We start from the raw sequence: 16,546 nt of genomic DNA on the forward strand, positions 1-16,546 counted from the left end.
TGACGATCAGCCACGACCGGGCCTTTCTGGACCGCGTGGCCACGCGCATGGTGGAACTGGACCGCGGGCGGCTGCTGAGCTACCCGGGCAACTTTGCGCAATACCAGCTCCTCAAGGAAGAGCAGATGGCACAAGAGGCGGTGATCAGCGCACGCGCCGACAAGCTGCTGGCCCAGGAGGAGGTGTGGATTCGCAAGGGGGTGGAGGCACGGCGCACGCGTGCGCAAGGGCGCATCACGCGGCTGGAGCGTTTGCGCGAGCAACGTGCGCAGCGCCGCGACGCGCTGGGCAGCGTGAAGCTGGAAGTGGCCAGCGGCAGCGCCAGCGGCAAGATCGTGGCAGAGCTTGAGAAGGTGACGCAGTCATTCCCCACCACGGACGGTGGGCAGCGCACGGTGGTTCGCGATTTCTCGGCAACCATCCTGCGCGGCGACAAGATTGGCCTGATCGGCCCGAACGGCGCGGGCAAGACCACGCTGCTCAAGATCATCCTGGGCGAACTCGTGCCCACGGGCGGCTCGGTGCGCCAGGGCAGCAAGATCAGCGTGGCGTATTTCGACCAGATGCGCGACCAGCTGGATCTGGACGCCACGCTGGAAGACTTCATCAGCCCGGGCAGCGAGTGGATCGAGATCGGCAACAAGCGCACACACGTGAAGAGCTACCTGAGCGATTTCCTGTTTTCGCCAGCGCGCGCCAACGCGCCGGTGCGCACGCTCTCGGGTGGCGAGCGCAACCGTCTGCTGCTGGCGCGCCTGTTTGCGCGTCCGGCCAACGTGCTGGTGCTGGACGAGCCGACCAACGATCTGGACATCGACACGCTGGAGCTGCTCGAAGACCTGCTCCAGCAGTACGAAGGCACGGTGTTTCTGGTGAGTCACGACCGGCGCTTCCTGGACAACGTGGTCACGAGCACCCTGGTGTTCGAGGGCGAAGGCCGCTGGCGCGAGTACGTGGGCGATGTGCAGGACTGGATGACACAGTCGGCCCGTTCTGAAGCCTTGCAACGCGAGCGCGATGCGCAAAATGCCGTGCCTGTCGTCAAAGCGCCTGCCGCGCCAGCGCCGGCCACAGCCCCCGCCACGAACAAGAAGAAGCTCAGCTACAAGGAACAGCGGGAATTCGACGGCCTGCCGGCGCGCATTGCCGAACTCGAGGCCGAACAGGCCAGCGTGGACAAAGAACTGGGCGGCGGTCAACTTTTCAACACCGATCCGGCCCGGGCCGCTCAACTTGGCGCACGCCATGCCGATATCGAGGCTGAATGGCTTCGTGCAATGGAGCGCTGGGAGGTGCTTGGCGGAAGCTGATACGCCGGTCAGCCTGAGCCGAAGTTGCGCAACACCCCACACTATGGCCCATGACACCTGACCGCCTGGCTCTGGATTTGCAGCGAGCGCTCAACGAGCTTGCGCAGGAGAAGGCGCGCACCTCGCAGTTGTTGTCCGAGGTGGAACAGCAGAACCGGGAACTGGACAGGCTGCGCAGTTCGGTGCACCGCGAGGCCAACAGCCGCCTGCTGGCCGAAGAAGCGCTGGACGAAACCCGCGACCGGCTGCAGATGGCGGTGGACGCCGCCGGCCTGGCCTTGTGGGACTGGCAGCTGCCCGCCCACCAGATGTTCCTCACGGCGCGCTGGGGCGAACTGGTGGGTGACATCGGCCGGGACGCCTACTGGGCCATTGACGACCTGAAGGCGCGCCTGCACCCCGACGACGCGCCGCGGCTTCAAAGCGCCATGAAGGCCCTGCTGGAAGGCCGCGAACAGCGCGCTGTGGTGCAGCACCGGGTGCGCACCGCCACTGGCTGGATGTGGGTCGAGACGCACGGCATGGTGGCCGAACACGATCCCAAGGGCAAACCGCTGCGCCTCATGGGCACGCTGGCCGACATCGGAGAGCGCAAACGCATCGAACAAGACGGCGCGCGCGCCCGTGAACTGGCCGAGCAGGCGAGCCGGGCCAAGAGCGAGTTCCTGGCCAACATCAGCCACGAAGTGCGCACACCGCTCAATGCGCTGATGGGGCTCACCCGCATGCTCATGGACTCGCCGCTGAACGCCGAGCAGGCGAGCTGGCTCTCGCTCATGGACAGCTCGGCGCATTCGCTGCTCGCCCTGCTCAACGACATCCTCGACTTGTCGCGCATCGAAGCGGGCAAGCTGGATATCGAACACACGCGCTTCGACCTGCACCGCGCACTGCAAGACGCGTCGGGCCCCCACGCGGAGCAGGCCCGGGCCAAACCGCTGAGCTTCCAGCTCGTGCTGCATCCCGACCTGCCGCAATGGGTCATGGGTGACCCGGGACGGCTGGGACAGGTGGTGGGCAATCTGCTGTCCAACGCCATCAAGTTCACGCCGCGCAACGGACGCATCGACGTGACGGTGTCCAGCCCCAAGACCGCTGGTCAGGGGTCGCGTCAACTGCAACTCAAGGTACAGGACAGCGGCGTGGGCATCGGCCGCAAGCAACAAGCCACGATATTTGAAGCCTTCACGCAGGCCGATGCGTCCACCGCGCGCCGCCATGGTGGCAGCGGTCTGGGCCTGGCCATCTGCGCACGGCTGGCCGGCCTCATGGGCGGCCGCATCGACCTGCAGAGCGAGCTCGGCCAGGGCAGCACCTTCACGCTGACGCTGCCGCTGCAGGAAGCCCCCATGGACAACAGCGGGCCCCTGAGCGCGCCGATGGAGCTGCTGGAGATCGCCGACGCCGGCCCGCGCTACGCCGGCATGGTGGTGCTGCTCGCCGAAGACCACCCGGTCAACGAGATGATGTTGCGCCAGCTGCTGCTGCGCCTGGGCTGCATCGTGCGCGTGGCGCGCGGCGGCGCACAGGCTGTGGCGCAGTGGGAGCAAGGCGGCATCGACCTGGTGCTCATGGACGTGCAGATGCCCGGCATGAGCGGTCTGCAGGCCACCCAGATGATCCGCGAGGCGGAGGCACGGCGCCGACTCCTGCGCACACCGATCGTGGCCGTCACCGCCAACGCCATGCCGGGCGATCGCGAAAACTGCCTCGCCGCGGGCATGGACGGTTACACGCCCAAGCCGGTGAGCCCGCAGGCCCTGATGCGCGAAATGGACCGGGTGCTGGAGATGCTGGCCCACGGGCTGCCCGCCGGGCACACACCGGACCTGCTCGCCGGCGTGCCGACCACCCACCCCGCCATCCCGGCACCCAGCCAACCCGCCGCGTCGCCACAGGCCCTGGACGTGGAAAAGCTGCGTCGGCGCCTGGATGGTGACGAAGAGACCTTGCAGCAACTGGCCATGGCCATGCGCAGCGACCTGGTATCTCGGCTGGAGGACATGGAGCGCGCACTGGTGGCCCGCGATGCCGCCGCCGCGGTGGCGCACGCGCACGGCCTCAAGGGCTCGCTGGGCAGCATGACGGCCGAGCGCGGCGCCCGCCTGGCCAAGGGCCTGGAGCTCGCGGCAAGCGCGGGCGACTGGAGCCTGTTTGGCCGGGCCTTGCCGCTGATGCGGGCCGAGGCGCGCAAGATCGACCGCATCCTCGCGCGCATCCTCAACGCCGAGGGCGCCGACCTCTTCGGCAGCACCGACCCACCCGCCACCACCTACTGAGCAGCGGCCCGGTCGCCCCGGGTGAGCCGGCCGAACACGCGCCAGAACGCGGCGTCCTGCGTGGTGGTGAAGTTGATGCGCATCAGCGTGCTCGGCGCACGGGCTGCGTGGAACAAGGCACCCGGTGCGATCAGGTAGCCCTCGTCCAGCATGCGTTGTGCCAGCGCGTCGGTGTCCACCCCCGTGTCCACCCAGCCAAAGAGGCCCACCGGCTCGGCGGCAAACGTGCAGCCCGCCGCCAGCGCCAGCTTGACGCTGCGCGCGCGCGCCGCGTCCAGCCGCGTGCGGATGCGCTCGGCGTGGCGGCGCAGCTGGCCTTGTTCGATGCACAGCGCCAGCGCCTTCTCCAGCAGTGCGGGCGTGGTCAGCGTGCTCAGCAGCTTGGTGTCCAGCAGCGGCTCCACCAGCGCGGGCGGCGCGGCCAGATAACCGATGCGCCAGTTGGGCGCGAGGATCTTGGCAAAACCGCTCACGTAGATCGTTCGCTGCAAGCCGTCGAGCGCGCTCAGGCGCGTGGCGTGTTCGGGCGCGATGTGGCTGTAGGTGTCGTCCTCGACGATGTGGAAGTTGTGCTGGTTGGCCAGCTGCAGCAGCCGGTGCGCGCCGCCGGGCGAGAGGCAATAACCCGTGGGGTTGTGGAACACGCTCACGCTCACGTAGAGCTTGGGTTTGTGCACCTCGCAGTACTTCGCCATCACGTCCAGGTCGGGCCCGTCGGCACGCCGAGGCACCGGCAGGATGCGCATGCCCAGCGCAGCCAGGCGCGCAAACTCCACCGCCCAGCCGGGCTCCTCCACCATCACCGGGTCACCCGCGCGCAGCAGCGTGCGGCTCACGATGTCCAGCGCGTGCGTGGCGCCCACGGTGGTGATGATGTGGTCGGGTTCGGTGTGGATGCTCAACGTGCCCAGTTTTTGCGCCAGCACGCGGCGCAGGCCGCTGTCGCCCAGCGGCTCGCCATACTGGAGCGAAAAGTCCTGCAAGGCGCGCGTGCTCGTGACCTTGCGCACCGCCGCCGGCATGAAGGTGGATTCCAGCCAGTCGGGCGGGAACACGCCCATGCCCGGGTGTGGCTTGTTGCTGACCTTGTGGAACATGCCGCGGATCAGCGCGGTGGCGTTGATGGGCGATGCGCCAACGCGCGCGGCCGCCTTGGCCTCGGCGGCGGCTCCCTCGCCCCGCGCGGTGGGCATCTCGCGCACGAAAAACCCGCGGTTCTTGCGCGCGTGCACCAGGCCCTGGGCCAGCAACTGGTCGTAGGCCGCCACCACGGTGGCCGTGCTCACGCCGTGCTGCTCGGCGCACTGGCGCACCGAAGGCAGCCGCGCACCCGGCGCCAGCAGGCGGCTGCGGATGCGGTCGGCAAAACGCACAGCGAGCTGTTCGGTCAGGGACTGTGTGGCGGTCTTCATCAGCATGGTGGCGGCATCCTGGCAAGCGTTCTGTACTGTTGGCACGACCAGTACAGTTTCACAACTGCGCTGGCCGACTGTATTGGTGGTGTATTGGGACCAAGATTACATTGAACCTCCCGCACCGACAACCCCCGTCCCACTGCCCATGAGCGCCCCCGAGTTGACCGCCCTGCTGCTGTTCTGCACCGCGATGAGCTTTTCGCCGGGGCCGAACACCACGCTGTCCACCGCACTCGCGGCCAACCTGGGCCTGCGGCGCGCGCTGCGCTTCTGCTTCGCCGTGCCCACCGGCTGGACGCTGCTCATGCTGGCCTGCGGCCTCGGGTTGGGCGCGCTGGTGCTGAGCGTGCCCGCGCTGCGCTGGGGCGTGAAACTGCTCGGCGTGGTCTACATGCTGTGGCTGGCGTGGAAGCTGGCTGGCGCCGCCCGGCTGTCCGACGTCGACGCGTCCCGCCTCAACGTCACGTTCCTGCAAGGCGTGGGCCTGCAGTTCCTCAACATCAAGGCCTGGATGCTGGCGCTAACGCTCACCGCAGGCTGGGTCGTCAACGCCAGTGGACAACCCGCCGCCAATCCTGGAGAGCGGCTGGCCATCATCTGCGCGGTGATGGTGGTGTTCGCCTTCGTCAGCAACTTCACCTACGCGGTGGCCGGCTCGCTGCTGCGCGAGTGGCTCACCCAGGGCAGGCGCCTGGTCTGGTTCAACCGTTTGCTGGCCGCCGTGCTGGTGGCCACGGCCCTCTGGATGCTCACGGTATGAACACACAAGCCCTTGCCACCCCTCGCTGGCTTGAGCAGCCCGCCAACAAAGGCCTGTTGCTGGGTCTTCTCGGCGTGACGATCTTTGCGCTCACCCTGCCCATGACCCGGCTGGCCGTGGGCACGGTGGACGCGCCGCAGATGTCGGGTGTGTTCGTGGCCCTCGGCCGGGCTGTGGTGGCGGCCCTGCTGTCCATCGGGTTCCTGATCGCCACACGCGCACCGCTGCCCCGTCGCGCCGACCTGCTGCCGCTGGCCATCACCGCGGGCGGCGTGGTGTTCGGCTTCCCGCTGTTCACCTCGGTGGCCATGCGCTACGTGGAAGCGGTTCACGCCAGCGTGATCGTGGGCGTGTTGCCACTGGCCACCGCGGCGGTGGGCGCGCTGCTGCACCGCCAGCGCCCGTCCACCGGTTTCTGGCTGTGCGCGGCGCTGGGCAGCGCGCTGGTGGTGGGTTTTGCGGTGCTGCGCTCGGGCAGCGCGGGCCTGAACATCCACCCGGCCGACGCGCTGCTGCTCGCGGCCATGCTGTGCGCTGCGGTGGGCTACGGGTATGGCGCGCGCCTGTCGCAACACATGCGTGCCGAACACGTGATCTGCTGGGCACTGGTGATGGCGCTGCCACTCACCCTGCCGCTGGCGGCGTTCACCAGCCCGCAGGCCGCGCTGCCCGCTTCGGCCTGGTGGGGCTTTGCCTACACAGCCGTGTTTTCCATGTGGCTGGGCTTTTTTGCGTGGTACCGGGGCCTCGCCCTGGGTGGCACGGTGCGGGTGAGCCAGGTGCAACTGGTGCAGCCTTTCCTCGGCATGCTGTTCGCTGTGCCGCTGCTCGGCGAGCGGCTGGACGCGGTCACACTGGGCTTTGCCGCAGCCGTGATCGCCACCGTTTTCATCGGAAAGAAAATGCCGGTACACGCCACCGCACCCGCCCAACGGATTTGAACGGAGAACGCCATGAAGCCCAACGACCTGCCCACCACCCGGTCCACCGCCACGCCCTGGACCCTGGCGCGCCGCGCCGAGCGCATGAACCCGTCGGTGATCCGCGAGCTGCTCAAGCTCACCGAGCGCCCGGGCATCATCAGCCTTGCCGGCGGCCTGCCCTCGCCCGACACCTTCCCCATCGAGGCCATGCGCGAGGCCTGCGACCGCGTACTGCTTGAGGACGGCCGCAGTGCCTTGCAGTACGCCGCCAGCGAGGGCTACGGCCCGCTGCGCGAGTGGGTCGCGGCCAGCCTGCCCTGGGCGGTGGACCCGGCGCAGGTGCTCATCACCACCGGCAGCCAGCAGGGCCTGGACCTGGTGGCCAAGGTGTTGATCGACAGCGGCAGCCGCGTGCTGGTGGAAACACCCACCTACCTCGGTGCGCTGCAGGCGTTCGCGCCCATGGAGCCGCAGATCGAGGGCGTGGCGAGTGACGCCGGGGGCGTGGACGTGGACGCCTTGCTGCAGCAGCTCGGCGCGGGCGACGACCAGCCCGAGAGCATGGAGCGGCGGCGCCTGCTCACGCTCGATCTCGACCCGGCCAGCAGCCCGCAGGCCGCGCCGCGTTTTCTGTATGTGTTGCCCAATTTTCAGAACCCGACCGGTCGCAGCATGGATCTGGCGCGGCGCCAGGCGCTGGTGGCCGCGGCCTCGCGCGTGGGCTTGCCGCTGGTGGAAGACAATCCCTATGGCGACCTGTGGTTCGACCAGCCGCCGCCCGCGCCACTGACCGCACTCAACCCCGAGGGCTGCATCTACCTGGGTTCGTTCTCCAAGATCCTCGCGCCCGGCCTGCGCCTGGGCTTCATGGTGGCGCCCGCCAGCATCTACCCCAAGCTGCTGCAAGCCAAACAGGCCGCCGACCTGCACAGCCCCAGCTTCAACCAGCGCGTGGTGGCCGAGGTGCTCAAGGACGGATTTCTGGACCGGCACGTGCCCACCATCCGCGCGCTCTACAAGCGCCAGTGCCTGGCCATGCTCGCCGCGCTGGACAACGAGATGGCGGGTCTGGACGTGCAGTGGAACGAGCCCGACGGCGGCATGTTCCTCTGGGTGCGGCTGCCCGAGGGCATGAACGCCACCGAACTCCTGCCCAAGGCGGTGGAGCATGGCGTGGCCTTCGTGCCCGGCAGCGCCTTCTACGCCGACCACGCCGACCCACGCACCCTGCGCCTGAGCTTCGTGACGGCCACGGTCGAACAGATGGGCGTGGGCATCGCGGGCCTGGCGCGCGCCATCCGCGACCAGCAAGGAGCCTGAGCGTGCTGCACCTGTGGGGCCGCCTGAGTTCCATCAACGTGCGCAAGGTGGTGCTGTGTGCGCAGGTGCTCGGCATCGATCTGCCGCGCACCGACGCGGGCCTGGCATTCGGTGTGGTGGACACGCCCGACTACCGCGCGAAGAATCCCAACGGCCTGGTGCCGCTGCTGCGCGATGGTGACTTCTCGCTGTGGGAATCCAACGCCATCGTCAGGTACCTCTGCGCCCGCGAGGGCAGGTTGTACCCGCCCCATCTGCAGCAACGCTTCGACGCCGAACGCTGGATGGACTGGCAGCAGACCACCCTCAACCCGGCGGGCAGCCCGGGCTTCAAGCAGTGGATACGCGTGGCACCCGAACAGCGCGACGCCGGCGTGATCGCGCAATCGGTCGCGGCCACGGAACCGCTGTTTGCGATGCTCGACGAGCACCTGTCACACCAGGCCTTCATGGGCGGCGACGAGCCCACCATGGCCGACATTCCCATCGCCTGCGAGGTGCACCGCTGGTGGGGCCTGCCGCAGTCGCGCCCATCGTGGCCGCATCTGGAGCGCTGGTACGCCGGCTGGCTGGCCGTGCCCGCGAGCCGGGGTGTGCTCGACCTGCCTTTGTCCTGAACTGGAACCCGCCATGACCCCACGCGCATTTCAACAAGTCGACGTGTTCACCGACACGCCCTACCTCGGCAACCCGTTGGCCGTGGTGCTCGACGGCACGGGCCTCAGCACCGAAGCCATGCAGCGCTTCACCGACTGGACCAACCTCTCGGAATGCACCTTCGTGCTGCCGCCCGCGAACGCCGATGCCGACTACCGCGTGCGCATCTTCTGCCCCGGGCGCGAGCTGCCGTTTGCCGGCCACCCCACGCTGGGCACCTGCCACGCGTGGTTGCAGGCCGGCGGACAGCCGCGCGGCGAACACGTCGTGCAGGAATGCGGCGTGGGTCTGGTGCGCATCAAACGCGATGACGCCAGGCTTGCCTTCGCAGCACCGCCCCTGCGCCGCAGCGGCCCGCTCGATGAGGCCGACCTTGCACTGATCGCGCGTGGCCTGGGCATCCCGCGCGAAGACATCCTGGCCCACGCCTGGTGCGAGAACGGCCCACCCTGGCGCGGCGTGATGCTGCGCAGCGCCACGCAGCTGCTGGCCCTGAAGCCCAACGCCACGGTCCTCGCGGGGCTGGACATCGGCGTGGTCGCGCCGAAGCCCGCCGGCGCGGACACCGCGTTTGAAGTGCGCGCTTTCTTCCACACGCATGAGACGCTGAGCGAAGACCCGGTGACCGGCAGCCTGAATGCTGCCGTGGCGCAATGGCTCATCGGCGCGGGCCTCGCACCCGACCGGTACGTGGCGGCGCAAGGCACGGCCATGGGCCGCGCCGGGCGCGTGCACATCGAGCGTGACGCGGACGGCACCATCTGGGTCGGCGGTGCCTCGGTCACCTGCATCAGCGGTCAGGTGGTGCTGTGACGCCGCGCATCGACCACCTCGTCGTGGCCGCGCGCACGCTGGACGAAGGTGTGGCCTGGTGCGAAGCCACGCTCGGCGTCACGCCTGGCCCGGGCGGTGAACACCCCTTGTTCGGCACCCACAACCGCCTGCTCAAGCTCGCCGACGGCAGCGACAAGCCCCCGTACCTGGAAATCATCGCCATCGACCCGACGGCCACGCCCACGCGCGGCGCGGGGTTCAAGCGCTGGTTCGATCTGGACGATGCGGCGCTGCAGGCGCGGCTGGCCCAAGACGGACCGCAGCTGGTGCACTGGGTGGCCAGCGTGCCCGACATCGACGCCGCGCTGCTCGCCTTGCAAGCCATCGGCATCCAGCGCGGCCCGGTGGTCAGCGCCTCGCGCGAAACCCCCAACGGCCTGCTGCAATGGCGCATCAGCGTGCGCGACGACGGCCAGCGGCTCTACAACGGGGTGCTGCCCACGCTCATCCAGTGGGGCTCGGCGCACCCCACGCAACACATGCCGGCCAGCGGAATCACGCTGCGCCAGCTGCGCCTGCGGCACGCCGGTGCGGCCGGTCTTCGCGCGGCGCTGCAGGTGCTCGGCCTGGACGCCATGGGCGTGACGAACGGCTTTGAGGGCCCTTCCAGTCTCTCGGTCGAACTCGACACCCCGGCCCGTGGCCGCCTCACCCTGCTCTCGCCCCCATGACCACCCACCTGCCCACGCTCGCCGACATCGAAGCCGCCGCCGATGTGGTCTACCAATCGTTCCAGGCCACACCGCAATACCGCTGGGCCACGTTGAGCGCGCGCCTGGGCACCGACTGCTGGGTGAAACACGAGAACCACACACCGGTGGGCGCGTTCAAGATCCGCGGCGGCCTCACCTACTTCGACCAGCTCCGGCAACGCGGCGAGCTGCCGCGCGAGGTGATGAGCGCCACGCGGGGCAACCACGGGCAGAGCATCGCGTGGGCGGCTCGCCAGCACGGTGTGGCCTGCAGCATCGTGGTGCCGCATGGCAACTCGGTGGAGAAAAACGCCGCCATGCGCGCCCTCGGTGCGACCCTGATCGAGCACGGCGAGGACTTCCAGGAAAGCCGCGAACACGCGATCGCATTGGCGGTCGATCGCGGCGCCCACATGGTGCCGAGCTTTCACACCGACCTGCTGCGCGGCGTGAGCACCGCCTGGTGGGAGTTGTTTCGCGCCGTGCCGCAGATGGACGTGGTCTATGTGCCGGTGGGCCAGGGCTCGGGCGCGTGTTCGGCGATTGCCGCCAAGCTCGCACTGGGCCACACAGTGCGCATCGTCGGTGTGATCAGCGCGCACGCCACGACCTACGCCGACTCGCTGGCTGCAGGCTCTGTGGTGGCCTCACCGGTGAGCACGGTGCTGGCCGACGGCATGGCCTGCCGCGTGGCCGATCCGGCCGCACTCGAGGTGCTGGCACCCCACCTCGATCACCTGGTGCAGGTGAGCGACACCGAAGTGGCCGAGGCCATGCGCATGCTGTTTGCCGACACGCACAACGTGGCCGAAGGCGCGGGCGCCGCGAGTTTTGCGGCGGCGTGGCAGGAGCGGGCTTCGCTCAAGGGGCAGGTGGTGGGCACCACCCTGTGCGGTGGCAATGTGGACAGCGCGACGCTGGCAGGTGTCCTGGAACGTTCAAGCCGGTTCTGAGCGAACCAGGCGCGCCACCACTTCGCAGAAGGCTTCCACCGCGTCGGTCTTGAACACCACTTCGCGCACACCGGCGGCCTTGGCCTCGGCCTGCAGTTCGTCGGTGATGTAGCCCGACGCCACCGCCACCGGCAGCAGGGGGTTGATCGCCAGCACCGCCTTGGCCACTTCCAGGCCCGACATGCCGGGCATGTTGAAGTCGGTCAGCAACAGCTGGAAACCGTCGGGATCGGCGCGCACCGCGTCGAGTGCCTGCGTCTGCGAGGTGAAGGCCGTGACCCGGTAGCCCCGGCGCTCCAGCAGTCGGCGCACCAGAAACACCAGCGTGTCGTCGTCGTCCAGGTACAGGATGTGGTGGGGAACCGCGGAGGAATCGTCTGCCATGGCACTGGGGTGGGGTGAGCGGTTGTCGGCTGGGGGCTGTGACGGGGTGGAGTTCATTGTGCCGGGTTCACAGACGATGGGTGAAATGGATACCCCGCCCATCTCGGCGGGTATGTCGGGCAGGGCGGGTGCCACCGGGAAATACAGCGTGAAGGTGGTGCCGCGGCCAGGCTCGGAGTCGACCTCGATCGCCCCGCCATGCACCTGCACCACGCCCAGCACCACCGGCAGGCCCAGGCCGGTGCCCTGGCCCACCGCCTTGGTGGTGAAGAAGGGCTCAAAGATGCGGTTGCGCACGGTGGCGTCCATGCCGCGTCCGTTGTCGCTCACGCGCAGGCGGGCCACGCCCACCCCGAGCCGGGCACAGGTCTGGGCGAACTCGGGGGGCAACACCGGTGACGAGTTGGGCAAGGTGTCGATCTGGCAATCGATGCGCCCGGGTCGACCTTCCAGCGCATGGATGGCGTTGGTGCACAGGTTGACCATCACCTGCCCGATCTGGGTCGCGTCGGCTTCGATGGCCAGGTCCTCGGGCGCGCAACACTGCACCAACTCCACCTCGGGCGGCAGCGCGGCGCGCAGCAGGGTGCACGACTCCGCGAGCACGGTGCACACATTCACCCGCGTACGCGCCATGGGCTGCTGGCGGCTGAAGGCCAGGATCTGGCGCACCAGCTCGCGACCGCGGCGCGCCGCGGTGCTGATCTCGTGCAGGCTCTCGCGCGCGGTGGCGTTCTCCAGCAGGTCCTGGCGCGCCAGGTCGGCATTGCCCAGGATGGCAGCGAGGATGTTGTTGAAGTCGTGCGCCACACCGCCGGCGAGCGTGCCCAGCGCTTCCATCTTCTGCGACTGCGCGAGCTGCGCCTGCAGGTGTTTCTGCTGGGCCTGCGCGGTTTTGAGCGAGGTGATGTCGATGAAGGTCAGCACCACGTGGCGCAAACCGCCCAGCGGGTTGTTCTCGGGGTAGGCGTTGCACAAGGCCCAGTTCACGCCTGTGCCCTCGGCCTGCGGCATGCCGATCACCACGCTGCGCACCGGCTGGCCGGTGGCCAGCACACGTTCGAACGGAACCTCGTGGCGGCGCATGGGCTGGCCATCATCGCGCAGCAGGCGCCAGCCTTGTGGCGACGGCTCGGGCAAGGCGCGGTTGGCGCCGCCCTCGCTCCAACCCAGGAAACGCCGGGCGGCGGCATTGATGCTCGACAAGGTGTGGTCCGGCCGGAACACGACCACGCCCGCGCTGAGGTTGTCGATCAGGGCGCGCGAATCGGCTTCGCGCTGCAGCAGCCCCTGGCGCGCCTTGTCCCCGTCGATGCGCAGGCGGTACGACACCAGCGCGCCGTAGAGCACCACGCGCAAGAGCTTGGTGAGCAGGAAGAAGAAGATGAACACCGGCGTCACATCGGCCTGCGACCAGGGTCCGACCTTCAGCGCCACGGCAAAGCCCAGCACGCCGAGGAACTCGACTGCCGTGAGCCACTTGAGCGCCTGCATCTCCGGCACACGGCCTTGCGGATCGGCACGCTGGATGTCGACAAGGCACAACACGGTGATCGCCATCACCGAGGCCGTGAAGACAGCCTGGCGCACCGCCAACACATCCCACTCGACGAGGAAATACAGCGTGGTGCAGAAGAACGCCAGGCTGGCGGTCAGGATGGGCAGCAAGGGCCGGGGCATGCCGACGTAGCTGCGAAAGCCCATCCACGCGCACAGCGCGCTGACCATCAGCGCGGTGTTGACCAGGGGAAAGGTCAACGCGTCGGGCCAGCTGCCGCGCAAGAGCAGCATGACCGAGCCCACGATGCTCAGCAGCGCCGATACCGACCACCAGCCCGGGCCACCGATGGCGGGGTACCGTCGCATCTGCGCCCAGAAGGCCAGGGCGATCAAGACGTCGATGCCCACCCGCAAGGACAGCAGGGTGGGCAGGTCAAACAACATGGGTGGTGCAAAGGGCCAACATACCCAAAGATTGAAGCACAGGGCTTTTGCCGCAGCCGACCGATCAGCACCCGAAAAACCCCGGTGTTCGGATCACCGCGCCGAGCCACAGACGCCTGCGCGACTGCGCCAGGTGCACCCAGTCGCTGCCGGGACAAAGTGCGCCCGGGCCACTGACCCAGAATGCCGCTCATGGGAACGCTCTACCTTGTGCGCCACGGCCAGGCCTCGTTTGGTGCCGACGACTACGACCAGCTCAGCGAGCTCGGCCAACGCCAGAGCCGCCGGCTCGGTGAACACTGGGCCGAGCGCGGCGTGGTGTTCGACGCCGTCATCACCGGCACGCTCAAGCGCCACGCCCAGACCTGGGCCGGCATCGCCGAAGGCGCAAAGCTGACCCACGCGCCGCTGGCCTGGCCCGGCCTCAACGAGTACGACAGCGAGGCCGTGATCCGCGCGATCCACCCGCACCCGCTGGAAAGGCCGCGTTCGGCCGCCGAAGCGCCCGAGCTCTACCGCCACCACTTTCGCCTGTTGCGCGACGGCCTGACCCAGTGGATGGCCGGCACCGTGAGCCCGCAAGGCATGCCGAGCTACACCGACTTCGTGCACGGCGTCACGAGCGCGCTGGATCATGTGCGCGCCACCCACCAGGGGCAGAACGTGTTGCTGGTCTCCAGCGGTGGCCCGATCTCCACCGCCGTGGGCCATGTGCTGGGCCTGAGCCCCGAAGCCACGATTGAGCTGAACCTGCGCATCCGCAACAGCGCGGTCACCGAGTTCCAGTTCAACCCCAAGCGGCACACGCTGCTGACCTACAACACGCTGCCGCACCTGGATCACCAGGACTACAAGCCCTGGATCACCTATGCCTGACCCGGTGTTTCAGCCCTTCGGGCTGAACGCCGTCGCATCGGTCAGCGTGTCTTCGGGCAGCTGATCGATCTCGCCCAACAAACGCGCCAGCGCGCGGCCCGCCGCAGACAGCACCGCATGGCCCTTCTCGGCCGTGGCCGCTGCGGCGTTGCCCACCGCGCCGCAGGCGTTGTAGTCCTGCATCTGCCAGCCGAGCTTGGCGCTCTTCCCGTTGCCCAGGATGCCGAACCGACCGGCACGGTCTTGCGACTTCGACGCGAAATTCGCCGCGTGCTCCATGCGCACCCGCTCGGGGGCAATCGCCAGCATCAGCGAGGTTTCGATCTCGCCACCGTGAATGCCGAAGCGGTGCTCCTCGGCGCTGAACATCGCGTTCAGATCGCGGCCCTCGGTGTCCAGCAGCGGCAAATGGAACCAGTTCACGCTGTAGACCAGCAGCCCCAGGCGCGCACGCAGGTCGCGTGCCACCACGTCCAGCAAACCGACCTGCCCGCCGTGCGCGTTGAACAGCACCAGCTTCTTCACGCCACTGGCCGCCACGCATTCACCGATCTCGGTCCACAGGCGCAGTACGGTCTCGGCCTTGAGGGTGAGCGTGCCGGCAAAGCGGGTGTGTTCGGGCGAGTAGCCAGCAGCCTGCGTGGGCAGAAAGAGCGCGGGCAGATCGGGTGCGATGTGGGGCAGGCTCGCGTGGATCACACCGTTGGCGATGTCGGTGTCCACCGACAGCGGCAGGTGCGGGCCGTGCTGTTCGATCGCGGCCACGGGCAGCACGGCGATGGCGCGGGCCAGGTCGAGCGAAGCGAAGTCGGCGGTGCTGAGGTCGGACCAGAAACGGTGGGGGCTTGTCATGCACCGATCTTACGGTCGGCATACATCCAGCGGCGCGACCAGGGCAAGCCACCCGCCGGCTGGCCGGCCGCGCGGCACAGCACCTGGTAGATCGCCACCTCGTCGTGCTCGAAGGCCCAGGCGCAGCCAGCCAGGTAGATGCGCCAGATGCGCCAGCGCTTTTCGTCCACCAGCGGCTTGATCCGCGGGGTGTTCGCCTCGAAGGCATCGCTCCAGAGCTGTGTGGTGCGCATGTAATGGCGGCGCAGGTTCTCCACATCGAACGCCTCCAGCCCGCCTTCCTGCAAGGTGCGCAAGACCGTGCTGATGTGCGGCACCTCGCCTTGCGGAAACACATAACGGTCGATGAAATGCCCGCCGCCGTGGCGCGTTTCGCCGTCATACGCGTCGGTGCTGGTGATGCCGTGGTTCATGGCCCAGCCATCGGGCTTGAGCAGAGCGCGAATGCGGGTGAAGTAGGGCACGAGGTGGTCCAGCCCCACGTGCTCGAACATGCCCACGCTGGTGATGCGGTCGAACAGCCCGTCGCTCACGTCGCGGTAGTCCTGCAAACGGATCTCGACGCGGTCCTGCAAGCCGGCGGCACGCACCCGCTCGCGCGCCAGGTCGAACTGGTTCTGCGACAGCGTTACCCCCACGCACTGCGCGCCAAACCGCTCGGCCGCACGCAGCACCAGCGCGCCCCAGCCGCAGCCGATGTCGAGCAGGCGCTGCCCCGGCTGCAGGCGGATCTTGTTCAGGATGTGATCGATTTTCTTGACCTGCGCCTCGTCCAGCGTTTCGTCGCCGCGCTCGAAGTAGCCGCACGAATACACCATGCCCTCGCCCAGCCATTGGGCGTAGAAGTCGTTGGACACGTCGTAGTGGTACTGGATGGCTTCGCTGTCGCTCTCGCGCGTGTGGCCGAAGCGCCGGCGCAGGCGCCCGAGCAGACCGCCCTCGGGCTGTGCGTTCGCGGCCAGCCCGTGGGCCACGGCCAGGATGTCGGGGACCGAGCCTTCCACGTCGATCAGCCCTTCCACATAGGCCTGGCCCAGCGTGTCCAGCCCCGGGTCGATGAGCAGCGGCAGGGCCGAAGCGTCGCGCACGCGGATCTCCACCTGCGGTTGCTCGAAGTCGCCCAGCGCCAGCGATGAGGCCCCGCGCTCGCCCCAGCTCAGGCGAACCGGCAGGTTCACCCGCGTCTTCATGCGATGCGCCCAGGGCAGCAGCGCGCGTTCCACGATCGATCCCATGCACACCTCCATGCAGGCCCGGCCTGTTCCCGATCGGGTTGTACACAATTGATCCCGGGCTGTGAAGGGACACGGACCCGTTGGGCACCACAAGACAGAAAAACAGCACTGA

Annotated in this window: 14 protein-coding genes (1 of these 14 only partly in view); 10 read left to right on the forward strand and 4 right to left on the reverse strand. The window is 68.5% G+C overall.

Going from position 1 to position 16,546, the window contains the following annotated elements; genetic code table 11:
* Together BSY239_RS18085 and BSY239_RS18090 are read left to right on the forward strand one after the other, a co-directional pair.
* A protein-coding gene (locus tag BSY239_RS18085; RefSeq protein ID WP_069048017.1) for an ATP-binding cassette domain-containing protein crosses the window boundary here: on the forward strand, nt 1-1,310 show its 3' portion. Its footprint begins 589 nt before the window's first position; only the last 1,310 of its 1,899 coding nucleotides appear in the window; its start codon lies beyond the left edge, outside the window; the stop codon is at nt 1,308-1,310.
* A gap of 50 nt (nt 1,311-1,360) precedes the next feature.
* Nucleotides 1,361-3,589 (forward strand): PAS domain-containing hybrid sensor histidine kinase/response regulator, encoded by a 2,229-nt coding sequence (locus BSY239_RS18090; protein ID WP_069048018.1) that lies wholly within the window; start codon nt 1,361-1,363, stop codon nt 3,587-3,589.
* Here the strand turns inward: BSY239_RS18090 and BSY239_RS18095 are convergent.
* Nucleotides 3,583-5,007, reverse strand: coding sequence for an aminotransferase-like domain-containing protein (locus BSY239_RS18095; protein WP_069048019.1), 1,425 nt, complete (start codon nt 5,005-5,007; stop codon nt 3,583-3,585). The two genes, BSY239_RS18090 and BSY239_RS18095, sit on opposite strands and share 7 nt — an antisense overlap.
* Before the next feature lie 142 nt (nt 5,008-5,149).
* On the opposite strand from BSY239_RS18095, the gene BSY239_RS18100 reads away from it, so the two are divergent.
* Genes BSY239_RS18100 through BSY239_RS18130 form a run of 7 tightly spaced genes read left to right on the forward strand, consistent with a single transcriptional unit; the run spans nt 5,150 to nt 11,143 of the window.
* The gene (locus BSY239_RS18100; protein ID WP_069048020.1) at nt 5,150-5,764 is read left to right on the forward strand and encodes a LysE family translocator; all 615 of its coding nucleotides are present in this window, start codon (nt 5,150-5,152) and stop codon (nt 5,762-5,764) included.
* Nucleotides 5,761-6,705: a DMT family transporter gene (locus tag BSY239_RS18105; protein WP_069048021.1), complete on the forward strand. Its 945-nt coding sequence runs from the start codon at nt 5,761-5,763 to the stop codon at nt 6,703-6,705. The genes BSY239_RS18100 and BSY239_RS18105 overlap by 4 nt, the downstream gene beginning before the upstream one ends.
* 12 nt (nt 6,706-6,717) lie before the next feature.
* Nucleotides 6,718-8,007: an aminotransferase-like domain-containing protein gene (locus tag BSY239_RS18110; RefSeq protein WP_069048022.1), complete on the forward strand. Its 1,290-nt coding sequence runs from the start codon at nt 6,718-6,720 to the stop codon at nt 8,005-8,007.
* A 2-nt stretch (nt 8,008-8,009) separates the two neighbouring features.
* Nucleotides 8,010-8,624 carry a glutathione S-transferase family protein gene (locus tag BSY239_RS18115; protein ID WP_069048023.1) on the forward strand — a complete coding sequence of 205 codons (615 nt, stop codon included), beginning with the start codon at nt 8,010-8,012 and terminating at the stop codon, nt 8,622-8,624.
* Between the two features lie 13 nt (nt 8,625-8,637).
* The gene (locus BSY239_RS18120; protein WP_069048024.1) at nt 8,638-9,477 is read left to right on the forward strand and encodes a PhzF family phenazine biosynthesis protein; all 840 of its coding nucleotides are present in this window, start codon (nt 8,638-8,640) and stop codon (nt 9,475-9,477) included.
* Nucleotides 9,474-10,169, forward strand: coding sequence for a VOC family protein (locus tag BSY239_RS18125; RefSeq protein WP_069048025.1), 696 nt, complete (start codon nt 9,474-9,476; stop codon nt 10,167-10,169). Before BSY239_RS18120 ends, BSY239_RS18125 begins: the two co-directional genes overlap by 4 nt.
* On the forward strand, nt 10,166-11,143 hold the full coding sequence (locus BSY239_RS18130; protein WP_069048026.1) for a threonine dehydratase: 978 nt from the start codon (nt 10,166-10,168) through the stop codon (nt 11,141-11,143). The genes BSY239_RS18125 and BSY239_RS18130 overlap by 4 nt, the downstream gene beginning before the upstream one ends.
* On the opposite strand, the gene BSY239_RS18135 is transcribed toward BSY239_RS18130, so the two are convergent.
* Nucleotides 11,129-13,471: a hybrid sensor histidine kinase/response regulator gene (locus BSY239_RS18135; RefSeq protein ID WP_069048027.1), complete on the reverse strand. Its 2,343-nt coding sequence runs from the start codon at nt 13,469-13,471 to the stop codon at nt 11,129-11,131. The genes BSY239_RS18130 and BSY239_RS18135 overlap by 15 nt on opposite strands.
* Before the next feature lie 192 nt (nt 13,472-13,663).
* Between BSY239_RS18135 and BSY239_RS18140 the strand changes: the two genes are divergently transcribed.
* Nucleotides 13,664-14,347, forward strand: a complete 684-nt coding sequence (locus BSY239_RS18140; protein WP_069049079.1) for a histidine phosphatase family protein — start codon at nt 13,664-13,666, stop codon at nt 14,345-14,347.
* A 9-nt stretch (nt 14,348-14,356) separates the two neighbouring features.
* On the opposite strand, the gene BSY239_RS18145 is transcribed toward BSY239_RS18140, so the two are convergent.
* Nucleotides 14,357-15,199: a creatininase family protein gene (locus BSY239_RS18145; protein WP_069048028.1), complete on the reverse strand. Its 843-nt coding sequence runs from the start codon at nt 15,197-15,199 to the stop codon at nt 14,357-14,359.
* Nucleotides 15,196-16,434, reverse strand: a complete 1,239-nt coding sequence (locus BSY239_RS18150; protein WP_069048029.1) for an SAM-dependent methyltransferase — start codon at nt 16,432-16,434, stop codon at nt 15,196-15,198. Before BSY239_RS18150 ends, BSY239_RS18145 begins: the two co-directional genes overlap by 4 nt.
* Nucleotides 16,435-16,546 lie beyond the last annotated feature (112 nt).

Origin of the sequence: Hydrogenophaga sp. RAC07 (assembly GCF_001713375.1) — a bacterium.
Lineage (GTDB): Bacteria > Pseudomonadota > Gammaproteobacteria > Burkholderiales > Burkholderiaceae_C > Hydrogenophaga.